The organism is Janthinobacterium woesei (assembly GCF_051380875.1).
GTDB lineage: Bacteria > Pseudomonadota > Gammaproteobacteria > Burkholderiales > Burkholderiaceae_D > Janthinobacterium.
In genome coordinates this window covers 79,541-97,608 of sequence record NZ_JBNYXW010000014.1, presented here as the reverse complement: position 1 = coordinate 97,608, position 18,068 = coordinate 79,541, and the positions used below count along the sequence as shown (strand labels likewise).

Here is an 18,068-nt window from a genome sequence, read left to right as displayed (position 1 = left end):
ACTATCTTGCAACTGTAACGCATTTAACAACAAGGCATCAGAAAAATAATATCAAAAAAGCCGAGATACGCCGTCCACATGCGCAACTATTCAGTTAGATCCCCAAACTTGCCGATCTACCTGCAACCGCACCGCCTCCGCCGTATTAAAATACCGCCCCATGACCTCCCCCGCCTCGACCTCGCCCCTACCCGACAGCATCCTGCTCCCTTCCCTGGCCGTACTGGGAGGACAGATTTCCGTCAATCTGGGGGCGGCGATTGCGAAAAATATGTTTCCCGTCATTAGCGTCGAGGGCATCACGGCGTACCGGGTGGGATTTTCGGCCTTGATCTTGCTGGCGATTTTCCGGCCTTGGCGTTTTAGCCTGACGCGCAAGGATGTGCTGAACTTGCTGGTCTACGGTTCCGTGCTGGGCTTGATGAATTTGCTGATTTACCGGGCGTTTGCGCTGATACCGATCGGCATTGCCGTGGCCATCGAGGTGACGGGGCCGCTGGCCGTGGCGATGTTGTCGTCGCGCCGGCCGCGCGATTTGCTGGCGGTGGCCTGCGCCGTGTTTGGCTTGTATCTGCTGCTGCCGCTGCAAGGCAGTCCGGGCAGCCTGGACCCGGTCGGCGTGGCGTATGCGCTAGGGGCGGCGCTGTGCTGGGCGCTGTATATCATTTTCGGCAAGCGCGCCTCGACCTTGCAGGGCGGCCAGGCCGTGGCTTGGGGCATGACGGTGGCCGCGATGGTAACGGTGCCCATCGGCATCACCTATTCGGGCACGGCCCTGCTGGCGCCATCGATTGCCTTGATGGGCTTGGCGATTGCCATGCTGTCGAGCGCCTTGCCGTACTCACTGGAAATTTTTGCCCTGCGCCGCTTGCCGCAAGGCGTGTTCGGCATGTTCAGCAGCGCCGCGCCAGCCGTCAGTGCGCTGGCCGCCATGGCGGTGCTGGGAGAGCTGCTGAGCCTGACCCAGTGGTTGGCCATCGGCTGCATCGTCTTTGCTTCGGCCATGGCCGCGCTGGGTGCGCAAGGCGGCAAGCGCTAGCTGCACTGCATTGCGTTGCGGGCGCTGCATAGCGGCCGACGGGCAGGGTTCCGCCCTGCCCTGTAAAATGCATGCTCCCCCTCCAAGCACCAGCACCTTGCTTTACACATGAAAAAATTGTTGCCACATCGTTCACGCCATCGTTCCACCCTGCGCACTGCGCTGGCCGTCAGCGTGGCGGGCTTGCTGTTCACACAAAGCACCCTGGCCAACGCTGCCGCAGCAGTTGCACCGGCAGCGCCCGCCCTCAAGGGCAATACCGAAGCGGGCAAGGCGGCGTTTCACAAGTGCGCTTCCTGCCACCAGGTGGGCGCATCGGCGCGCGGCGGCTTCGGCCCCAAGCTGACGGGCGTGATCGGGCGCAAGGCCGGCGCCACTGCCGATTACCGCTATTCGGCGGCCATGAAAAATGCCAATATCATCTGGACCGAGCAAAACCTGGCCGCCTTCCTGAAAGCGCCCAGCGATTTCATTCCCGGTAACAACATGCGCTTCTGGGGCATCGGCAATGCGCAGCAGGTGGCCGATTTGCTGGCCTACCTGCGCACGCAATAAGGCTATCCCCGACAACTTGCCGAGTTGCCTGCTGTTGCTAAACAATCAGTGTTTAATTCCAATATAGAAATATTTATAGATTACTTAGTACCTCACTGCTACACTCATTTCACCCCAGCAACTTCAGGGGCACAGTGCCGTGCGATGCTGCATGCATGGGTAGCGGCCACCATGGGACAACAGCTGAGGGGACATGAATATTTCAAACATACGTATCGGTGTACGCCTGACGGTCGGTTTTCTGCTGGCATCGCTGCTGCTGGCGGTGGTCGTCAGCATCAGCACCTGGCAACTGTCGACAGTGAGCAGCGAAATCGATGCCAGCGTGTACCAGCGCTATGCGCGCATCGAGCAATTGCAAGCCTTGCGCGCGCAAGCCCAGCCAAGCCAGCAGGACGCCCAGCGCATTGACCAGCAGATCGCGGTGCAATCGGCGCAGATGCGCACGGGGGCCGATGTGGCGATCAAGCGGGCGCACAACATGAGCATGCTGATCATTGCGCTGGGCGTCATCGGTGGCGTGCTGAGCCTGGCGACGGCGTGGTTCATCAGCAGCGGCATCGTGCGGCCCTTGCGCCATGCCGTCAAGGTGGCGCGCAAGGTGGCAGGCGGCGACCTGAGCGGCAATATCCGCGTCGAGTCCCGCGACGAAGTGGGCCAATTGCTGCAGGCGCTCAAGGAGATGAACGCCAGCCTGATCAATATCGTGGGCGAGGTGCGCGGCGGCACGCAGGACATTGCGGGCGCCTCGGGCGAGATTGCCGCTGGCAACCTGGACTTGTCGCAGCGCACGCAGGCGCAAGCTAGTTCACTGGAGCAGACGGCCGCCTCGATGGAAGAACTGACGGCTACCGTCAAGCAGAATGCGGACAATGCGCGGCAAGCCAACCAGCTAGCGCAATCGGCTGCCGAAGTGGCAGGCAAAGGGGGCACGGTGGTGGCGCAAGTGGTCGAGACCATGACCTCGATCAATGCTTCGTCGAAAAAAATTGTCGATATCATCGGCGTCATCGACGCCATCGCCTTCCAGACGAATATCCTGGCCCTGAACGCAGCCGTGGAAGCGGCGCGGGCGGGCGAGCAAGGGCGCGGCTTTGCCGTCGTGGCCGCCGAGGTACGCACCCTGGCGCAACGTTCGGCCGGCGCCGCCAAGGAAATCAAGCAGCTGATCGGCGACTCCGTCGAAAAAGTCGATGCGGGCGCCCGCCTGGTCGACACGGCGGGCGCCACTATGCGCGAGATCGTTGCCAGCGTACACCGCGTAACGGACATCATGGGCGAAATCAGCATGGCCAGCGGCGAGCAACTGTCCGGCATAGAGCAAGTCACTGCCGCCATTGTGCAGATGGAACACGTAACGCAGGAAAACGCGGCGCTGGTGGAGCAGGCGTCGACGGCGGCCGCCGGCATGCAGCAGCGCGCCACGCAGCTGTCGGGCACGGTGGGCATCTTCAGGCTAGGCAATGAGGTGGCAGCAGCCCACGCGGCGCCCGCCATCAACCTCGTCGCGGCGCAAGAACGCGCCGCCAGTCCCAAGCCACCAGCGCGCCGCCCATCCCTTGCTACAGTTAGAGCGCGGCTGAAAGCCTGAGTTCCGCCTTATAGCTGATTTTATAGCTGATTTTATAGCTGATTTTTACAGCTGATTTTTATAGCAGATTGTTGTAGCTGCTTGTACATGATGGTGGTGGCATCGAGCCTGTCGCCCGCTGGCGCCAGCGCGTAGGCGGGGATGCTGCCCGACACCACGTAGCCCAGCGACAAATACAACCCTTCGGCATGGTCGCTGCTACGCGTATCGAGCGTCAGCAGGCTGCGCGGCAACTGGCGCGCCTGCGCTTCCAGCGCCTGCATCAGCAGGCGGGCGATGCCGCGCCGGCGAAACGCGGGGGCAACCAGCAGCTTGCGCACGTCGGCCCGGTGTTCCTGGTTGGGATTGGTATCCCAGTCCAGCTGCACGGCGCCCGCCACCCGCCCATCCACTTCGGCCACCAGCAGCAGGCGCACGCCGCGCGTGACGGCTGGCAGAACGTTTTCCATCCAGAATGCCTGGCTGGCCGCCACGTCAAAGGGCAGGATAAAACCGATGCTGGCGCCGTCGTGCACGCAGTCTTGCAGCAAGGCACCCAGTTCGGGCAGGCGTTCGCGTATATCGGCGGCGGTGAACAGACGTAGCGATGGGTGCATGGTGGCCTCAGACGATGAAAAGAAAATAGCGGGCGCCGCTGCCGGGCGGCGTGGCAAAGGCGCTGGCGCCGTGTAACTGGTAGCGCAGACAGTCGCCGGCCAGCAACTCGTGGGAGCGGCCGTCGACGGTCACGTGCAATTTGCCCTCTTGCAACACCAGATGATGTTCCATGCCGGGCTGGGGTGAGGCGGCATAAGTGATCGTCACGCCCACGTCCAGCTCGCATTCGAGCGCTTCGCCGGCCAGCGCACGCGCCGGCGGCGAGACGGATCGGCGGCGAAAGCCAGTCTCCGGATCCGTCCACACGTTTTGCTGGGCACGCCGCAACACGGGCGCAAAGTCGTCTTCCACCATGCGCAGCAGGCGCGACATGGCCAGCCCATACGCGGCGCACAGCAGGCCCAGCACCTTTGTGGTGGGGCTGACTTCGCCATTTTCCAGGCGCGACAAGGTGGCGCGGCTGACCTGGCTGACGCTGGCCAGCTGGTCCAGCGACCAGCCGTGCTCCATGCGCAACTGTTTCAGGTGCTGCGCCAGGCGCTGCTCGGTACTATCGCTTATTTCCATATTTTCCATATATGGGAATTTATTCCTAAAACGGGAATTCGTCAAGCCTGGCCGTACGGTGGCGCAACGCACAGAGCGGCGGACAGGAATCGGCCATCATGGCCTTATCCCTACAAGGAGAAGCCATGTCTGCCACTCCAGCCACTCCCCCCGTCCCTCCGACTCCCCAGCCGCGCGAGGGCCAGGCGCCCGCCCCGCTGGGCAGGGACGAATTTCATCTGCAATTCATCCGCTCGTTTGCCGACCCCACCTTCGACGCCGTGCGCGGCGCGCTGGTGCAGGTGGAAGACGTTGCATGGAGTAATTACCAGGATGGCCGCAAGGCACCCGTCACGCAAAAGGCGGGACCAGGTTTTGCGGACCCCGACTACGATCTATCGGTGGAATGGAAAGCCACGCGCGACCGCCTGCTGGCCGCCGAGGCACGCCAGAAAAATCCCACCACGCCATCGCGCGTGCTGCTCATTTGCGGCGCGGCGCGCAACGACGGCTCTTGTCCCGGAGAAATCTCGAAGACCTGGCGCATGACAAAGTGGGCCAGCGAAGTATTGCAGGCGGACGGCATCGAGGTAGATATACTCGATCTGAGCCTGCTGATTTCCTCCTACGACTTGCACATTCACCCGTGCAAGGCTTGTGTCTCCACAGCCATGCCGCTGTGCCACTGGCCCTGCAGTTGCTACCCGAACCACGGCGAGCGCCAGACGAACGACTGGATGGCGGACATTTACGAGCGCTGGACGGCCGCGCACGCCGTCATCATCCTCACCCCCGTGTACTGGTACCAGACGCCCGGCGTGCTGAAGCTGATGATAGACAGGCTGGTGTGCGCCGATGGCGGCAACCCCGATCCCACCTCCACGCACGGCAAGAAGGCCGTGGAAGCGAAGGCACTGGAGTTGAAAGGCTGGGATTACCCGAAACACCTGGCGGGGCGCGCTTATGGCCTCGTCGTGCATGGCGACGTGGCCGGCATCGAAGGCGTGCGGCGGGGCTTGTCAGACTGGCTAGACTGGATGGGCCTGGTCGACGCAGGCGCCAAATCGCGGCTGGACCGTTACGTCGGCTATTACGACAGCTATGCGCAAAGCCATGAAGCGCTGGACCGCGACACGCCCATGCAGGAAGAAGTGCGCAACGTGGCGCGCGCCGTCGCCGAGGCCGTCAAACGCCTGCGCGCGGGCACCCTGGCGCCGCCCGATGCGGCACTACAGCCACCCCGCCCCAAATAATGCCGGGCGCAAGGCATCCGTAGCTACCCCGCCATGCGCGAGGCGTGGCGGCACAGTTCCAGGAAGCCCGCCAGGCGCGGCGAGAGGATCTTTTTAGACTGGCGTATCAGGTAAAAGTTGCGCTCCAATGGCGGCAACATGGTATCGAGCTCCACCAGTTGCCCGCTGGCCAGCAAATCAGCCACCACCACGCGCGACAGGCAAGCGATGCCCAGCCCGGCCGCCGCGCCATACTTGATCGCTTCTGAATTACTGAACTCGCCTGCGGCCCGCAGATAGTGCAAATACGGCACCAGCGCCTGTTCGACCGCCTCGCGCGTACCCGAGCCTGCTTCGCGCAGCAGCCAGCCTGCCTGGTTCAATTCCGCAAAACTGAGAAAATGACGCAATTGCGCCAGTGGATGCGTGGGCGCGGCCACGATCAGCATCTGGTCCGTCAGCCACGGCTCCACCAGCAAGCCCGCCTCATGGCATGGCCCTTCGATCAGGCCGATATCGACGCGGAACTCGGCCACGGCGGCGGCGATATCGGCCGTGTTGGCAATCGTCACCTGGGGAATGCTGCGCCCGTACTGCTGCGATGCCTGCGCCAGGATCTGCGGCAGCAGATAGATACCGATGGTGGTGCTGGCGCCAATTTGCAGGCTGACGGGCACGGACGGGTCGGCGCCCGCGAACTGGCGCTCGATGCTGGCGGCCGCGTCGCGCATCTGCCGCGCCTGCGGCAACAGCAGACGGCCATTGTCGTTGAGCACCAAGCGCTTGCCCACCCTGTCGAACAGTTGCGCACTGAGCAAGGTTTCCAGCTCGTTCAGGGCTGCGCTGGTGGCCGATTGCGATAGTGCAATGTGCTCGGCGGCCGCACTGGTGCTGCCCATGTCCGCCACGGCCAGGAAGATTTGCAATTGCCGCAAAGTTAATGACATGCGTCCACTTCTCCAATCTACCTATTTTTAAGGTTAAACCTACAAAAACAATCCGTTTTACCATTTAATCGTCGAACTGTACAGTCATGCCATACAAAAACAGCACCATGGAGCACGGCATGTCATCCTTATCGACCACCAATACAAACAGTTTTAGCGACCGCTACGGCCGGCTGCTGCCCGGCTTGATGCTGAACGGCGTCATCGCCTATGGCGCCATTCAGCTGGGCAAGCTCGAATGGATGCAAAGCCATGGCATGAGCGCGCTGACGCTGGCCATCATCCTCGGCATCATGCTCGGCAATAGCGTATATGCGCGCCTGGCGCCCACCTGCGGCGCTGGCGTGGGCTTTTCCAAACAGACTTTATTGCGCCTGGGCATCATCCTGTATGGCTTCCGCCTGACGTTCCAGGATATCGGCCAGGTGGGCCTGGCCGGCATCACCATCGATGCGCTGGTGCTCACATCCACCTTTGGCCTGGCCATGTTGCTGGGCACCAAGGTATTCAAGCTCGACCGCAACAGCGTTATCCTGATCGGCGCCGGCAGCTCGATCTGCGGCGCCGCAGCCGTGATGGCCACCGAGCCCGTCGTCAAGGGGCGCAGCGAAGACGTCACCGTGGCCGTCTCGACCGTGGTGGTATTCGGCACCATCGCCATCTTTCTATATCCGCTGCTATACAAGCTCAACCTTCAGCTGAACCTTCAAATGAACCTGGGCTGGCATGTGCTGGCGGCAACGCCTGCCGCCTTTGGCGTGTACATCGGCTCGACCGTGCATGAGGTGGCGCAAGTGGTGGCAGCCGGCAAGTCGATCGGCCAGGAAACGGCGAATGCGGCCGTGATCGCCAAGATGGTGCGCGTGATGATGCTGGCGCCCTTCCTCGTCATCCTGTCTGCGGTATTGGCGCGCGGCAAGGCCAAGGGTGGAGACAGCGGCAAGGAAAAAACGGCCAAGCTGGCCATTCCCTGGTTTGCCTTCATATTCATTGGCGTCGTGGCCTTCAATTCGCTGGGCTTGCTGTCGGCGCCCGCCGTGGCCAGCATCACCGATATCGACACGGCCTTGCTGGCCATGGCCATGGCAGCCCTGGGCTTGACGACGCACATGTGGGCCATCCGCCGCGCCGGCATCAAGCCTTTGCTGCTGGCCGGCCTGCTGTTCTGCTGGCTGATCGCCGGTGGCGCCGCCATCAACCATGCGGTGGCCAGCCTGTTTGCATGATGTCAAGCTAAGGTGAGCTGATCTGAGCCTGATACAAGCCGGGGCGGCCGACGCGGGCGTCAAAAACTTCGTACAATAAGCGTGTTTTGACTCCCCAATCCAGCCCCGGCCCACCCAGGAATTTTCATGCATCTCTCGAACTGGCTGCTTTTCTGCAGCGTTGCCCTGCTCGTCACGTTTTCTCCCGGCCCCGCCGTCCTGCTGGCCATTTCCAACGCCATCGCCGTCGGCCCGCGCCGCGCGATGATCAGCAGCATGGGCAATGGCTTTGGCTTGTTCATCATTTCCGGCGTGGCCATGGCCGGCATGGGCGTCGTGCTGGCGACTTCGGCCACGGCCTTCATGCTGCTGAAACTAGCTGGCGCCCTGTATCTGGTGTACCTGGGCATCAAGCAATGGCGCAGCAAGACCAGCATCGTTGCCAATGCGCCCGTGGCGCCCGGCGCGGCGAACCCGAATTCCTTCTGGAAACTGTTCCGCCAGGGCTTGACGGTGGCGCTGACCAATCCCAAGGCCATCCTGTTCTTCTCGGCCCTGCTCCCGCAATTCATCACCCCTGGCGAGCCCGTGGGCATCCAGTTTGTCGTGCTGACGACGTCGTTCGTCGCCTGCGCCATGCTGGCCCACTTGTTCTACGCCAACCTGGCGCGCCTGCTGAAAACGCAGCTGGCCACGCCAGGGCGCGCCAGGATGTTCAACCGCATCTCGGGCGGCGCCTTCGTCCTGCTGGGCTTGAGCTTGCTGCGTTTGCGCAGCAAGGCGGCGTAACGATTACTTAAGAAATGGTATCGGCGATGCGCTGCGACAGCGCCTGCGCCAGTTTCTGTATATGGTAGCCATCGACAAAGCCATGGTGGGCCTGCGCGGAAAACGGCACCTTCATGCGCCCATCGTCTTGCGTTGGACCGAACTTGCCCCAGGTAAAGGTGGGAATGTCGGCGTCGCGGTGATGGTAGACCGGGTGCTCGATGGCCGCCAGGTCCAGCCACGGCAGGCAGGTGATGAAAATATTGTTGCGCTGCTCGCGCTCGCTCATCTCCTCACCCGTATTGATGAGCGCAGGACTGGCTTCGGCGATGCGTTTCGCTTCCAGGCTGCGTTCGATGAATAAATCGAGCTGGTCCGTCATCGTGAAGCGCGTGTAGTTGAGGTTCTCGTCGCTATTGATGACGGTGTACGAGGCGGGAAAATCGTCGATCCTGATCACCTCACCCTGGTAGATGCGGTACATGAAATTGTCGATTTCCCTGACCGTGTTCAATACGCAGAACAGAAAGAAGTGAAACACCGGGATCTGGCGCGCCTTGCACCAGGGACGGAAATCGGGCACGTCGAGGTGGAAGTTGATGTTGACCAGGGGATTGTCGAACGCGCGGAACAAGTCATAGCGGTCGCGCCGCTTTTCAAAATTTTTCATGCGGCGAGTGTAGACGATGGGGATGCTGGTAGGCAAGTAGCGGTGCCAGGCAAACTGATGCCCGACACGAGCCAACTCCTGCAACATTACAAATAGCGGCGCTTGCGCAGGCGTTTCGCGGAAATGATTTCGAATCCTGCACCGAGCACAAAGAAAATGGCCGAGCCCTGTTCCAGCCCAATGCCATACAGTAGCAATGCCAGTACGATGAATCCTGCCGTGATCAGATGACGCATGGCGAATCTCCGTTGTTTGACGCAAAGCAGTATGCCAGACAATTCTTCCGCCATGGCGAAATGCGCTTGTTTCACGCCACCGCCCGCCTCGTGCGTGTCGGTGACGATGGACGAGTACGAACCGCGCATTGGCGTCTTGATTCGACAATAGCTGGCAAGCATCGCCGCTGATCCGTGTCGCCACCATTGAACGACTCTTCGGCCCCTCGCGCCACCTCACGGCGGCGCGAGGGTACTCGCCTTACTTGCCCATCGCATCCTTGGCCATGCCATCCTTTTTCATCTCGTCCTTCTTCATGCCGTCTTTCGCCATGGCATCTTTTGCCATGCCATCCTTGGCCATGTGGTCTTTCTTCATGTGTTTCTTGGCCATCGGCTTGTGCATGGCGTCCTTGTGCATGCCGTCCTTGCCCATGGCGTCCTTGTGCATGCCGTCCTTGCCCATGGCATCCTTGTGCATGGCATCGGCCGAGGCATCCTTGGCCATCGGGTCTTTCTTCATGGCATCCTGGGCGAAGGCGGCGCCCGACAGGAAGATGGCGGTAGCGATGATGGCGGTGATCGTGGTTTTCATGATAAGTCCTTGTCTCAGTGTTAAATGGGCGAGATTGCCCGGTGTTAAAACTGCTGCTGTACTACAGGTGCTACTCAAAATATTCAAGATCCGCCGAACCAGTTGTAGCCCTGATCTTCCCAATATCCGCCCGGATAGGTATTGGTGACGAAAATGGCCTGGATGTGCTTGGGGTTCTTGTAGCCCAGCTTGGTCGGCATACGCAGTTTCATGGGGTAGCCATACTTGGGCGGCAATTCCTGGCCGTCGTAGGTCAGCGCCATGATGGTTTGCGGATGCAGGGCCGTGGCCATGTCGATGCTGGTGTAGTAATCGTCGGCGCACTTGAAGCCGATGTATTTGGCTGTCTTGTCGGCGCCAATCAGGGTCAGGAAATGCGCGAACGGCACGCCGCCCCATTTGCCGATGGCGCTCCAGCCTTCCACGCAGATGTGGCGCGTGACTTGCGTTTCCTGCGGCAAGGCGCGCAATTGCGGCAGGCTCCATGGCTTTTTGTCGGCCACCAGGCCGCTCAGTTCGAGCCGCCAGACGTCGCCATCGACCTCCTGCACCTCATCCTCGGCGTAATAGGCGTTGAACGGAAATGGCCTGGTGATCATGGAATCGGAATAAGTCGGCGCCAGTTTCGTGGGATCAAACAGCCAGCCCTGCACCCTGTCATTGAAGCGCGAGATGGACGTCAATGCCGTGTCGATGCTGGACTGCTCGCTGACATTGCAGCCTGTCAACAGCGACAGGCCGCCCAGCGTCAGGCTGCGCTGCAAGAACAGGCGCCGCGACGGCTGTTTGATCTGGCGCAAGGCTAGCGCCAGCATGGCCTGGCCCTGCTCTTGCACGATGATGGTTTTTTTCATGACGTTCTCCCCTTAGCGGCCGCGCAGCATGGCCAGCAAGGTGCGCGGCACCAGCGCCACCATCGCCAGGTGTACGCCGACAAAGCCCACCAGCAGCGCCATGGCGATGAAATGCACGCGGCGCGCGCTGTCGTAGCCGCCCATCAGTTCGCGCAGCATGGGAAACTGCACGGATTTCCACAGCACCAGGCCGGACAGCACCAGCACGATGCAATCGAGCATGACGAACAGGTAGGCGGCGCGCTGCACCATGTTGTAATGGCGCAGGTCGGCATGGGCCAGCCTGCCTTTCAGCGCAGAGACAAAATCGTCCAGCAGCAAGCGTGGCGACAGGGGAAAGAACTGGCGCCGCAACCGTCCCGTAGCAATATTGATCAGCAGATACAGCAGGCCATTGGCCACCAGCAGCCACATGGCGGCGAAATGCCATTGCAGGGCGCCGCCCAGCCAGCCGCCCAGCGTCAGCGCGCGCGGCAGCTCGAACGGAAAGAAAGGCGCCGCGTTGTAGATGCGCCAGCCGCTGGTGGCCAGCAGCACCACGGCCACGGCATTGAGCCAGTGGGTGATGCGCAGCCAGGCGGGATGTATGGCGGCGGTGGAAACAACATGCGTGTGCATCACAGTACTCCCTTGGCGCATTGCGCCGTGCTGACCGCTTGCAGGATGGCGCTGCTGTCGGCGCCCTGTACGAAAGCGACGATTTGCAGGTTTTCAGGGCGCCAGCTGGAGGGCAGGCGCACTTCGCGGCGCAGCTGGGCGTTGCCTTGAACCAGCGCTACCGGTCCCAGCCACCATCGCACGGCAGCATCGTGCTGCAGCGTGGCGCCACGGTTTTCACCGCGCAGCACCCTGGAAACGATGCCGCTTTCGCTAATCGCCAGGTACAGCAAGCCGCTAGTGCGTGCATCGGGCGCCACGGCATTGGCTTCCAGCAACAGTTTGCCGCCCGGCCCGGGCGTGGCGGACAGGCCGATATTCACGGGCGCGCTGATGGCATTGATGCGGCCGATGGCGGCCGGCAGCTGCTCCTGCCAGCCGCGCAATGCCGTACCGCCGACGAAAAACTGCGGCGTGTAGGCGACGTGGCGCGGCTGGTAGCGCAGCAGTTCGGCCTGGCGCGCATCGAATTGCGGCTGCGCCAGCGGGTCCGCCCAGCCGATCTGGTCCCAGTAGGTGACGTGCAGGGCCAGCGGCACGATCAGGCTGGCCGTTCCCGCTTCCTTGCGCAGGGCATTTAACCGTTGGTCAGCCGGTGGACAGCTGGAACAGCCTTCGCTGCTGTACAGCTCCACCAGCGCCGCCGTCTGCTGGCCACTCTTGACGGCACAGTGCTGGCCGATCGCCAGTTGCGCGGCCGCCGGGCCCGCCACGCTCACGCCCAGCACGGGAAGAAGGAGTATTGCAAGGCGGTGCTTGATGTCCATGGTCTTTAGCCGGTATATTGAATTAAGAAGCGTGCTTACCCGTCAATTCGCCGCGCTGTATGGATTGGTTACAGCCGCCATCGATTATTTTTGAATTTATTTTTTCATCGCCTGTCACCAAAGGCCTGCATGCAACGAATACCTGTGAGCGAGCATCTGCATGGCACGGAATTGCGGCTGCATGGGCTGATGCTGCGCGGGCTCGATGGCGATGCGCAGGCCTACCGCAGTTTCCTGCAGGCAACTAGCCAGCATTTGCGCGCTTTTTTGCGGCGGCGTTTGCAGCGCTGGCCGGATGAGGTGGAAGACTTGGTGCAGGAATGCCTGCTAGCCATCCACAACCAGCGCCTGACGTATGACACGGGCGTGCCGCTGACGTCGTGGATCCATGCGATCGCCCGCTACAAGCTGATCGACTGGCTGCGCCGGCATGCGCGGCGCGATGCGCTGCACCAGCCGTATGACGAGGAGGCTGGCACGCAGGAACTATTTAGCAGCGCCGACGCGGAGGCGGCCGAGGCCAGCCGCGACTTGGGCAAGCTGCTGGCCAGCTTGCCGGCGCAGCAGCGCGACGCCATCGTGCATACCAAGCTCGATGGCTGGTCCGTGCGCGACACGGCCAGCGCCATGAACATTTCGGAAGCCAGCGTCAAAGTGGCCGTGCATCGCGGCTTGAAGACACTGGCAGCCAATTTAAGGAGTGCCACATCATGAAAACCGATGCTTTGATCGCCATGCTGGCCAGCGGCGCCGACGTGGCCAGCCCAGTGCCGCCGGGCGCCGCCGGGCGCGCCACCACCACCCTGGGCGCAGGCCTGCTGGCCAGCGTGGCGCTGATGGCCATGCTGCTGGGCGTGCGTCCCAACCTGGAACAGCTGGCCCTGCTGCCCGACTTCTGGATCAAGGTCGGTTTCGTCGCGGCGATCACCGTGGCCAGCTGGCATGCGGCCCACCGCCTGTGCCTGCCCGCTGCAGATACGCGCGCCCTGCCCCTGCTGATCGCCATGCCCCTGCTGCTGATGTGGGCGCTGGGCGCCATCAGCATGAACGAAGCACCGCCAGAACAACGCGCCGAGCTGTTCTGGGGCGCCACCTGGCGCAGTTGCCCCCTGCTGATCGCCATGCTGGCGCTGCCCATCCTGGCCGCCGCTTTGCGCCTGATGCGCCAGCTGGCGCCCACGCGCTTGCGCCTGGCCGGCGCTGCCGCCGGTTTTGCCGCCGGCTGCATGGCAGCCCTCGTGTATTGCCTGCATTGCCCCGAGCTGGCCGCCAGCTTCGTCGGCTTCTGGTACGTGCTGGGCATGCTGGTGCCGACCGCCATCGGCGCCGCCATCGGGCCGAAAGTGCTGGCCTGGTAAGCGGCTGGCAAGCCCGCCGTGCGCACTTTCTCCATGTTGACAAAAAATTGAATCCGATCCCTCCCGCCATGCGTACAAGCCATGCAGCCTGCAGTTTTTTGGACTCGTTGGTCAACGTATATAAAAATCGGGAGAATCGAAATGTCTTTATCACTATCGAAAACCGCGCTCGGCGCGGCCATCCTGGGCAATTTGCTGGCGGCGGCCTTTGCCCCATCGGCTTTTGCCTCCAGCCACCGCGAAGCGCCGTTCATCACGCAAAACCCGAAAGTCGACGCCACCGACTTTTACATGTTTCGCAGCTATGAAACGGGCCGCGGCGCCTACACCACCGTGGTGGCCGACTATATTCCCCTGCAAGACGCCTACGGCGGGCCGAACTACTTCTCCATGGATCCAGCCGCCCTGTACGAGATTCATATCGACAACAATGGCGACGGCAAGGAAGATATCACCTTCCAGTTCCGCTTTACCAACACCATCAAGGATGGCCAGTTCACCGTGGGCGGCAAGAAAGTGTCGATTCCGCTGGTCATCAATGGCGGCGCCATCGATACCGTCAATCCGGCCGGCCTGAACGTGCGCGAAACGTATAGCGTGACGGTCGTGCGGGGCGACCGGCGCACCGGCACGAGGAGCAGCGTAACCAATGCCACGGGCGGCGGCACGACCTTCGACAAGCCGGTCGACAATATCGGCAACAAGGCCATCCCCAACTACGCCGCGTATGCCGCGCAGCATGTGTACGCCGTCAACATCCCCGGCTGCGCCACGCCGGCGCGCCTGTTCGTCGGCCAGCGCAAGGACCCGTTCGTGGTGAATCTGGGTGAAACGTTCGACTTGATCAATATCAAGGCGCCCGCCACGGAGTTTGCCGCGAATGCGGAGTCGGCAGCCAAGGATGACCTGGCCCGGAAAAACGTCACTGCCATCGAAATGGAAGTGCCGACGGCCTGCCTGACGGCGGGCGCCGACCCCGTCATCGGTGGCTGGACCACGGCCAGCCTGCGCCAGGGCCGCTTGCTCAACCCGGCGCCAGGCACCACGACCTCGGCCTCGAAGGAAGGCGGCGCGTGGGTGCAGGTGTCGCGCCTGGGCATGCCGCTGGTGAATGAACTGGTGATCGGATTGAAGGACAAGGACCGCTTCAACGCCAGCAAACCGTCGAGCGACGCGCAATTCGCCGATTACGTGACCAATCCGACGGCGCCGGCGCTGGTGGAAGTGCTGTTCGGCTCGGCTGGCGCCAAGGCGCCCACCAACTTCCCCCGCAACGACCTGGTGGCCACCTTCCTGACGGGCATCAAGGGCGTCAACCAGCCCACCACCGTGACGGCGTCGGAAATGCTGCGCCTGAACACCTCCATCGCGGCCACCAGTGTCGGTACGCAAAACCGCCTGGGCGTCATCGGCGGCGATAACGCGGGCTTTCCGAATGGCCGCCGCCCCGGCGACGACGTAGTCGACGTGGTGCTGCGCGTCGCCATGGGCAAGCTGTGCACCCTGAACATCGGCTGCGCCCCGGCCGACGCACCGGCTGGCGGCCTGCACTTCACGGATGGCGCCTTCCTCGACGAAACCTTTTTCACGGCAGGCTTTCCCTACCTGAAAACGCCCGTGGCCGGTTCGCCCCAGCTGTAAGCCTCCCCACTGACAGGAGTACGCGATGAAAAAGCACTATGCAATCAGCGCCCTGGCGCTCACAGCCTTGCTGGCCGGCTGCGGCGGCGGCAGCAGCAGCACCGATAGCGGCAGCGGCGGCGTCAATCCGCCACCCGTGGCCTTGCTCGATGCGTTTTATGTGGCCGTCAGCAACGTCATCCTGACCACCAGCGATGACAAGGAAGGCGTGGGCATCGACGCCATCATGGCGACGTCTCCGGACAATACGGAGCCGGTACCGCTGTAAGCGCCTGCAGGCGCCGGGAGGGCCATATCCCCCCGGCGCCTGTGCCACTCCACCATTAAGCGGGAAACGTACGCGATGAAAACTCTCATTTCCCTGCTGTGTTCCTGCCTGCCCCTGCTGGCTCTGGCTGCCCCCTACACGCCCAAGGATGGCAGCGCCGTCATCGAGCAGCTGCCGCGCCGCGCCGATGCCACGCAGATCGCGCTGCGCGGCTTGCGCCAGCAATTAAATGCCACGCCGCAAGACTTGGCCCTGGCGACAAGCCTGGCGCAGCGCTATATCTCCCTCGCGCGCAGCGAAACGGACCCGCGCTACCTGGGCTATGCGCAGGCGGCGCTGGCGCCCTGGTGGCAGCAGGCCGCGCCGCCTGTGCCCGTGCGCCTGCTGCGCGCCACCATCTTGCAAAGTACCCACCAGTTCGGTCCTGCCCTGCAAGACCTCGATGCCGTCCTCGCCCAGCAGCCGCAAAACGGCCAGGCCTGGCTGACGCGCGCCACCGTGCTGACCGTACAGGGCGACTACGCCAGGGCCACGGCGGCCTGCGCGCGCCTGTCGGCCTTGACGACGCAGCTCGTCACAGTCACCTGTATTGCCAACGTGGCCAGCGTCACGGGCCGCGCCGCCACCAGCGAGCAACTGCTGGACCTGACCTTGCAGCGTAGCGCCGGCGTGGCGCCCGAACTGGAAAGCTGGGCCATGACCCTGCTGGCGGAAATGGCCACGCGCCGGGGCGAAAACGCGCTGGCCGAGGCGCGCTATACGAAAGCGCTGGCGCAGCAGCCGCGCGACAGCTATCTGCTGGGCGCCTACACGGATTTCCTGCTCGACCAGCAACGCCCGCGGGAAGTCGTCAAGCTATTGCAAGACCAGCAGCGCATCGACGCCCTGCTGCTGCGCTACGCGCTGGCCCTGCAGGCGCTGCCCGGCCGGCAAACGGCTTTCCAGGCGGCAAAAGTCGAACTGGCGGCGCGCTTCCATGCCGCCATGCAACGGGGCGACACCGTGCACCAGCGCGAGCAAGCCCGTTTCGCCCTGTTCCTGCAGCAAGATGTGCCCGCTGCCCTGCAGTTGGCGCAAAAAAACTGGGCCATCCAGAAGGAAGTTCCCGACATGCGCATCTTGCTCGAAGCAGCGCTGGCCGCGCGCAATTACCCGGCGGCGCAACCCGTGCTGGCCTGGATCGCCGCCAATGGCGTGGAAGACGTGGCCTTGCACCGGCTGGTCAGACAGCTGGGGCCGCTTGACGGCCAGAAAATCAGCGCCGCGAAGAAAGCGGGTACCCTGTGAAGCTGCACCTGCCCGCCCTGTTCTTGCTACTCTGCGCCTGGATCGCTCCCGCGCAGGCGCACAAGCCCAGCGACAGCTACCTGAGCCTGGCGGTGCACGGCCAGCAAATCGAAGGGCAATGGGATATCGCCCTGCGCGACCTCGATTTCGCCATCGGCCTCGACGGCAACGGCGACGGCGCGCTGACCTGGGATGAAATCCGCGCCCGCCACGACGCCATCGCCGCCTACGCGCTGCAGCGCCTGCAAGTGGCCAGCGACCAGGGCGTGTGCCCGCTCAAGGCTGGCGAACAGCTGATCGACAGCCACACGGACGGCGCCTACAGCGTGCTGCGCTTCCACGCAGCGTGCCCCGGCGACGCCGCGCCGACCAATTTAAGCATAGGCTACACCCTGTTCGCCGACCTCGATCCGCAGCACAAGGGTTTGTTAAAAATCAATAGCGACGGCAACACGCAGACGGCCATCTTCGACCCGGACAGCCCGCGCCAGACCATCTCGCTGGCCGCGCCCAACCGCCTTGCGCAGTTCGGCGCCTATGTCAAGCACGGTATCTGGCATATCTGGATCGGCTACGACCATATCCTGTTCTTATTGTCGCTGCTGCTGCCAGCCGTGCTGCTGCCGGGCGTGCGCGATGGGCAGCAAGGCTTGAAGGCGGCGTTTGTCGACGTGCTGAAGGTGGTCACGGCGTTCACGCTGGCCCATTCCATCACCTTGACCCTGGCCAGCCTGTCGCTCGTCTCGCTGCCGTCGCGCTGGGTGGAATCGGCCATCGCCGCCTCGGTGGTGTTGGCTGCGCTGAACAATCTGCTGCCACTATTTCGCGGCAAGCGCCCCGTGGCCGCCTTTGTGTTTGGCCTGATCCACGGTTTCGGCTTTGCCAGCGTATTGCGCGACCTGGGCTTGCCCCAGTCTTCCCTGATGGCCAGCCTGTTCGGCTTCAACGTGGGCGTGGAAATCGGCCAGTTGGCCATTGTCGCCGCCTTCCTGCCCATCGCCTGGCTGCTGCGCAAGACCTGGTTCTACCGGCAAGTGCTGACGGCAGGCTCGCTGGCGATTGCCCTGGTGGCTGGAGTGTGGCTGGTGGAACGGATAGCCGATATCAAAGTGATCAGCGCATGAATCGCTGGCGCTACTTTCCATTCATCAGAACAACTGATCCTGGTGGAATTTGTAGCGCCCGCCGTGGCCAAGGAGCCGTTCAAAAATTACTGTCACATTTGGATCGTCTCTGGCCGGCGCGCTGCGGCGTTGCTCGTCGTCGCCATAGCTCG

General features: G+C 62.8%; 21 protein-coding genes. 12 read left to right on the top strand and 9 right to left on the bottom strand.

Annotated features, from left to right (window positions below):
* Positions 1–160 precede the first annotated feature (160 nt).
* The 3 genes from ACQ4W6_RS17430 (at position 161) to ACQ4W6_RS17420 (ending at position 3,185) form a co-directional block, all read left to right on the top strand.
* Positions 161–1,039, top strand: coding sequence for an EamA family transporter (locus ACQ4W6_RS17430; RefSeq protein WP_436568434.1), 879 nt, complete (start codon positions 161–163; stop codon positions 1,037–1,039).
* A gap of 108 nt (positions 1,040–1,147) precedes the next feature.
* Positions 1,148–1,594 carry a c-type cytochrome gene (locus ACQ4W6_RS17425; protein WP_436568433.1) on the top strand — a complete coding sequence of 149 codons (447 nt, stop codon included), beginning with the start codon at positions 1,148–1,150 and terminating at the stop codon, positions 1,592–1,594.
* Between the two features lie 193 nt (positions 1,595–1,787).
* Entirely contained in the window at positions 1,788–3,185 is a 1,398-nt protein-coding gene (locus tag ACQ4W6_RS17420) for a methyl-accepting chemotaxis protein (RefSeq protein WP_436568432.1), read from the top strand.
* Between the two features lie 32 nt (positions 3,186–3,217).
* Here the strand turns inward: ACQ4W6_RS17420 and ACQ4W6_RS17415 are convergent, their stop codons facing one another.
* Complete coding sequence (locus ACQ4W6_RS17415; protein ID WP_436568431.1) at positions 3,218–3,781, bottom strand: GNAT family N-acetyltransferase; 564 nt, start codon at positions 3,779–3,781, stop codon at positions 3,218–3,220.
* A gap of 7 nt (positions 3,782–3,788) precedes the next feature.
* Entirely contained in the window at positions 3,789–4,358 is a 570-nt protein-coding gene (locus tag ACQ4W6_RS17410; RefSeq protein ID WP_436568430.1) for a helix-turn-helix domain-containing protein, read from the bottom strand.
* A 116-nt stretch (positions 4,359–4,474) separates the two neighbouring features.
* On the opposite strand from ACQ4W6_RS17410, the gene ACQ4W6_RS17405 reads away from it, so the two are divergent.
* Positions 4,475–5,581 carry a flavodoxin family protein gene (locus tag ACQ4W6_RS17405; RefSeq protein ID WP_436568429.1) on the top strand — a complete coding sequence of 369 codons (1,107 nt, stop codon included), beginning with the start codon at positions 4,475–4,477 and terminating at the stop codon, positions 5,579–5,581.
* A gap of 23 nt (positions 5,582–5,604) precedes the next feature.
* Here ACQ4W6_RS17405 and ACQ4W6_RS17400 read toward each other — a convergent pair whose 3' ends face one another.
* Positions 5,605–6,507: a LysR family transcriptional regulator gene (locus tag ACQ4W6_RS17400; protein WP_436568428.1), complete on the bottom strand. Its 903-nt coding sequence runs from the start codon at positions 6,505–6,507 to the stop codon at positions 5,605–5,607.
* A gap of 119 nt (positions 6,508–6,626) precedes the next feature.
* Here ACQ4W6_RS17400 and ACQ4W6_RS17395 point away from each other — a divergent pair, with 119 nt between their 5' ends.
* Together ACQ4W6_RS17395 and ACQ4W6_RS17390 are read left to right on the top strand one after the other, a co-directional pair.
* Positions 6,627–7,733 carry a YeiH family protein gene (locus tag ACQ4W6_RS17395; RefSeq protein WP_436568427.1) on the top strand — a complete coding sequence of 369 codons (1,107 nt, stop codon included), beginning with the start codon at positions 6,627–6,629 and terminating at the stop codon, positions 7,731–7,733.
* Between the two features lie 126 nt (positions 7,734–7,859).
* Positions 7,860–8,501, top strand: coding sequence for a LysE family translocator (locus tag ACQ4W6_RS17390; protein ID WP_436568426.1), 642 nt, complete (start codon positions 7,860–7,862; stop codon positions 8,499–8,501).
* A 7-nt stretch (positions 8,502–8,508) separates the two neighbouring features.
* Here ACQ4W6_RS17390 and ACQ4W6_RS17385 read toward each other — a convergent pair whose 3' ends face one another.
* The 6 genes from ACQ4W6_RS17385 to ACQ4W6_RS17360 all read right to left on the bottom strand — a co-directional run bounded on the left by ACQ4W6_RS17385 (position 8,509) and on the right by ACQ4W6_RS17360 (position 12,238).
* On the bottom strand, positions 8,509–9,186 hold the full coding sequence (locus tag ACQ4W6_RS17385) for a CatA-like O-acetyltransferase (protein WP_436568425.1): 678 nt from the start codon (positions 9,184–9,186) through the stop codon (positions 8,509–8,511).
* A 50-nt stretch (positions 9,187–9,236) separates the two neighbouring features.
* Complete coding sequence (locus ACQ4W6_RS17380) at positions 9,237–9,461, bottom strand: hypothetical protein (protein WP_436568424.1); 225 nt, start codon at positions 9,459–9,461, stop codon at positions 9,237–9,239.
* Between the two features lie 166 nt (positions 9,462–9,627).
* The gene (locus tag ACQ4W6_RS17375; RefSeq protein ID WP_436568423.1) at positions 9,628–9,960 is read right to left on the bottom strand and encodes a pentapeptide MXKDX repeat protein; all 333 of its coding nucleotides are present in this window, start codon (positions 9,958–9,960) and stop codon (positions 9,628–9,630) included.
* Between the two features lie 83 nt (positions 9,961–10,043).
* A complete protein-coding gene (locus tag ACQ4W6_RS17370; protein WP_436568514.1) occupies positions 10,044–10,775 on the bottom strand; it encodes a molybdopterin-dependent oxidoreductase in 732 nt (243 codons plus the stop codon).
* Between the two features lie 51 nt (positions 10,776–10,826).
* On the bottom strand, positions 10,827–11,432 hold the full coding sequence (locus tag ACQ4W6_RS17365) for a cytochrome b/b6 domain-containing protein (protein WP_436568422.1): 606 nt from the start codon (positions 11,430–11,432) through the stop codon (positions 10,827–10,829).
* A complete protein-coding gene (locus ACQ4W6_RS17360; RefSeq protein WP_436568421.1) occupies positions 11,432–12,238 on the bottom strand; it encodes a DUF1223 domain-containing protein in 807 nt (268 codons plus the stop codon). The genes ACQ4W6_RS17365 and ACQ4W6_RS17360 overlap by 1 nt, the downstream gene beginning before the upstream one ends.
* A 129-nt stretch (positions 12,239–12,367) precedes the next feature.
* Here ACQ4W6_RS17360 and ACQ4W6_RS17355 point away from each other — a divergent pair, with 129 nt between their 5' ends.
* The 6 genes from ACQ4W6_RS17355 to ACQ4W6_RS17330 all read left to right on the top strand — a co-directional run bounded on the left by ACQ4W6_RS17355 (position 12,368) and on the right by ACQ4W6_RS17330 (position 17,916).
* Positions 12,368–12,952 carry a sigma-70 family RNA polymerase sigma factor gene (locus ACQ4W6_RS17355; protein WP_436568420.1) on the top strand — a complete coding sequence of 195 codons (585 nt, stop codon included), beginning with the start codon at positions 12,368–12,370 and terminating at the stop codon, positions 12,950–12,952.
* Positions 12,949–13,596, top strand: a complete 648-nt coding sequence (locus tag ACQ4W6_RS17350) for an NrsF family protein (protein WP_436568419.1) — start codon at positions 12,949–12,951, stop codon at positions 13,594–13,596. The genes ACQ4W6_RS17355 and ACQ4W6_RS17350 overlap by 4 nt, the downstream gene beginning before the upstream one ends.
* 141 nt (positions 13,597–13,737) lie before the next feature.
* Positions 13,738–15,237, top strand: coding sequence for a DUF4331 domain-containing protein (locus ACQ4W6_RS17345; protein WP_436568418.1), 1,500 nt, complete (start codon positions 13,738–13,740; stop codon positions 15,235–15,237).
* A 25-nt stretch (positions 15,238–15,262) separates the two neighbouring features.
* Entirely contained in the window at positions 15,263–15,505 is a 243-nt protein-coding gene (locus ACQ4W6_RS17340; protein WP_436568417.1) for a hypothetical protein, read from the top strand.
* Positions 15,506–15,580: 75 nt separating this feature from the next.
* Positions 15,581–16,792, top strand: a complete 1,212-nt coding sequence (locus ACQ4W6_RS17335; RefSeq protein ID WP_436568416.1) for a tetratricopeptide repeat protein — start codon at positions 15,581–15,583, stop codon at positions 16,790–16,792.
* Positions 16,789–17,916 (top strand): HupE/UreJ family protein, encoded by a 1,128-nt coding sequence (locus ACQ4W6_RS17330; RefSeq protein WP_436568415.1) that lies wholly within the window; start codon positions 16,789–16,791, stop codon positions 17,914–17,916. The genes ACQ4W6_RS17335 and ACQ4W6_RS17330 overlap by 4 nt, the downstream gene beginning before the upstream one ends.
* Positions 17,917–18,068 lie beyond the last annotated feature (152 nt).

Excerpts from the sequence above, each read along its gene's own strand:
- ACQ4W6_RS17410 (WP_436568430.1), bottom strand. The coding sequence starts at position 4,358 with ATGGAAAATATGGAAATAAGCGATAGTACCGAGCAGCGCCTGGCGCAG.
- ACQ4W6_RS17350 (WP_436568419.1), top strand. The coding sequence starts at position 12,949 with ATGAAAACCGATGCTTTGATCGCCATGCTGGCCAGCGGCGCCGACGTG.
- ACQ4W6_RS17390 (WP_436568426.1), top strand. The coding sequence starts at position 7,860 with ATGCATCTCTCGAACTGGCTGCTTTTCTGCAGCGTTGCCCTGCTCGTC.
- ACQ4W6_RS17360 (WP_436568421.1), bottom strand. The coding sequence starts at position 12,238 with ATGGACATCAAGCACCGCCTTGCAATACTCCTTCTTCCCGTGCTGGGC.
- ACQ4W6_RS17340 (WP_436568417.1), top strand. The coding sequence starts at position 15,263 with ATGAAAAAGCACTATGCAATCAGCGCCCTGGCGCTCACAGCCTTGCTG.
- ACQ4W6_RS17415 (WP_436568431.1), bottom strand. The coding sequence starts at position 3,781 with ATGCACCCATCGCTACGTCTGTTCACCGCCGCCGATATACGCGAACGC.
- ACQ4W6_RS17425 (WP_436568433.1), top strand. The coding sequence starts at position 1,148 with ATGAAAAAATTGTTGCCACATCGTTCACGCCATCGTTCCACCCTGCGC.
- ACQ4W6_RS17420 (WP_436568432.1), top strand. The coding sequence starts at position 1,788 with ATGAATATTTCAAACATACGTATCGGTGTACGCCTGACGGTCGGTTTT.
- ACQ4W6_RS17400 (WP_436568428.1), bottom strand. The coding sequence starts at position 6,507 with ATGTCATTAACTTTGCGGCAATTGCAAATCTTCCTGGCCGTGGCGGAC.
- ACQ4W6_RS17405 (WP_436568429.1), top strand. The coding sequence starts at position 4,475 with ATGTCTGCCACTCCAGCCACTCCCCCCGTCCCTCCGACTCCCCAGCCG.
- ACQ4W6_RS17345 (WP_436568418.1), top strand. The coding sequence starts at position 13,738 with ATGTCTTTATCACTATCGAAAACCGCGCTCGGCGCGGCCATCCTGGGC.
- ACQ4W6_RS17355 (WP_436568420.1), top strand. The coding sequence starts at position 12,368 with ATGCAACGAATACCTGTGAGCGAGCATCTGCATGGCACGGAATTGCGG.
- ACQ4W6_RS17370 (WP_436568514.1), bottom strand. The coding sequence starts at position 10,775 with ATGCTGGCGCTAGCCTTGCGCCAGATCAAACAGCCGTCGCGGCGCCTG.
- ACQ4W6_RS17395 (WP_436568427.1), top strand. The coding sequence starts at position 6,627 with ATGTCATCCTTATCGACCACCAATACAAACAGTTTTAGCGACCGCTAC.
- ACQ4W6_RS17375 (WP_436568423.1), bottom strand. The coding sequence starts at position 9,960 with ATGAAAACCACGATCACCGCCATCATCGCTACCGCCATCTTCCTGTCG.
- ACQ4W6_RS17335 (WP_436568416.1), top strand. The coding sequence starts at position 15,581 with ATGAAAACTCTCATTTCCCTGCTGTGTTCCTGCCTGCCCCTGCTGGCT.
- ACQ4W6_RS17430 (WP_436568434.1), top strand. The coding sequence starts at position 161 with ATGACCTCCCCCGCCTCGACCTCGCCCCTACCCGACAGCATCCTGCTC.
- ACQ4W6_RS17365 (WP_436568422.1), bottom strand. The coding sequence starts at position 11,432 with ATGCACACGCATGTTGTTTCCACCGCCGCCATACATCCCGCCTGGCTG.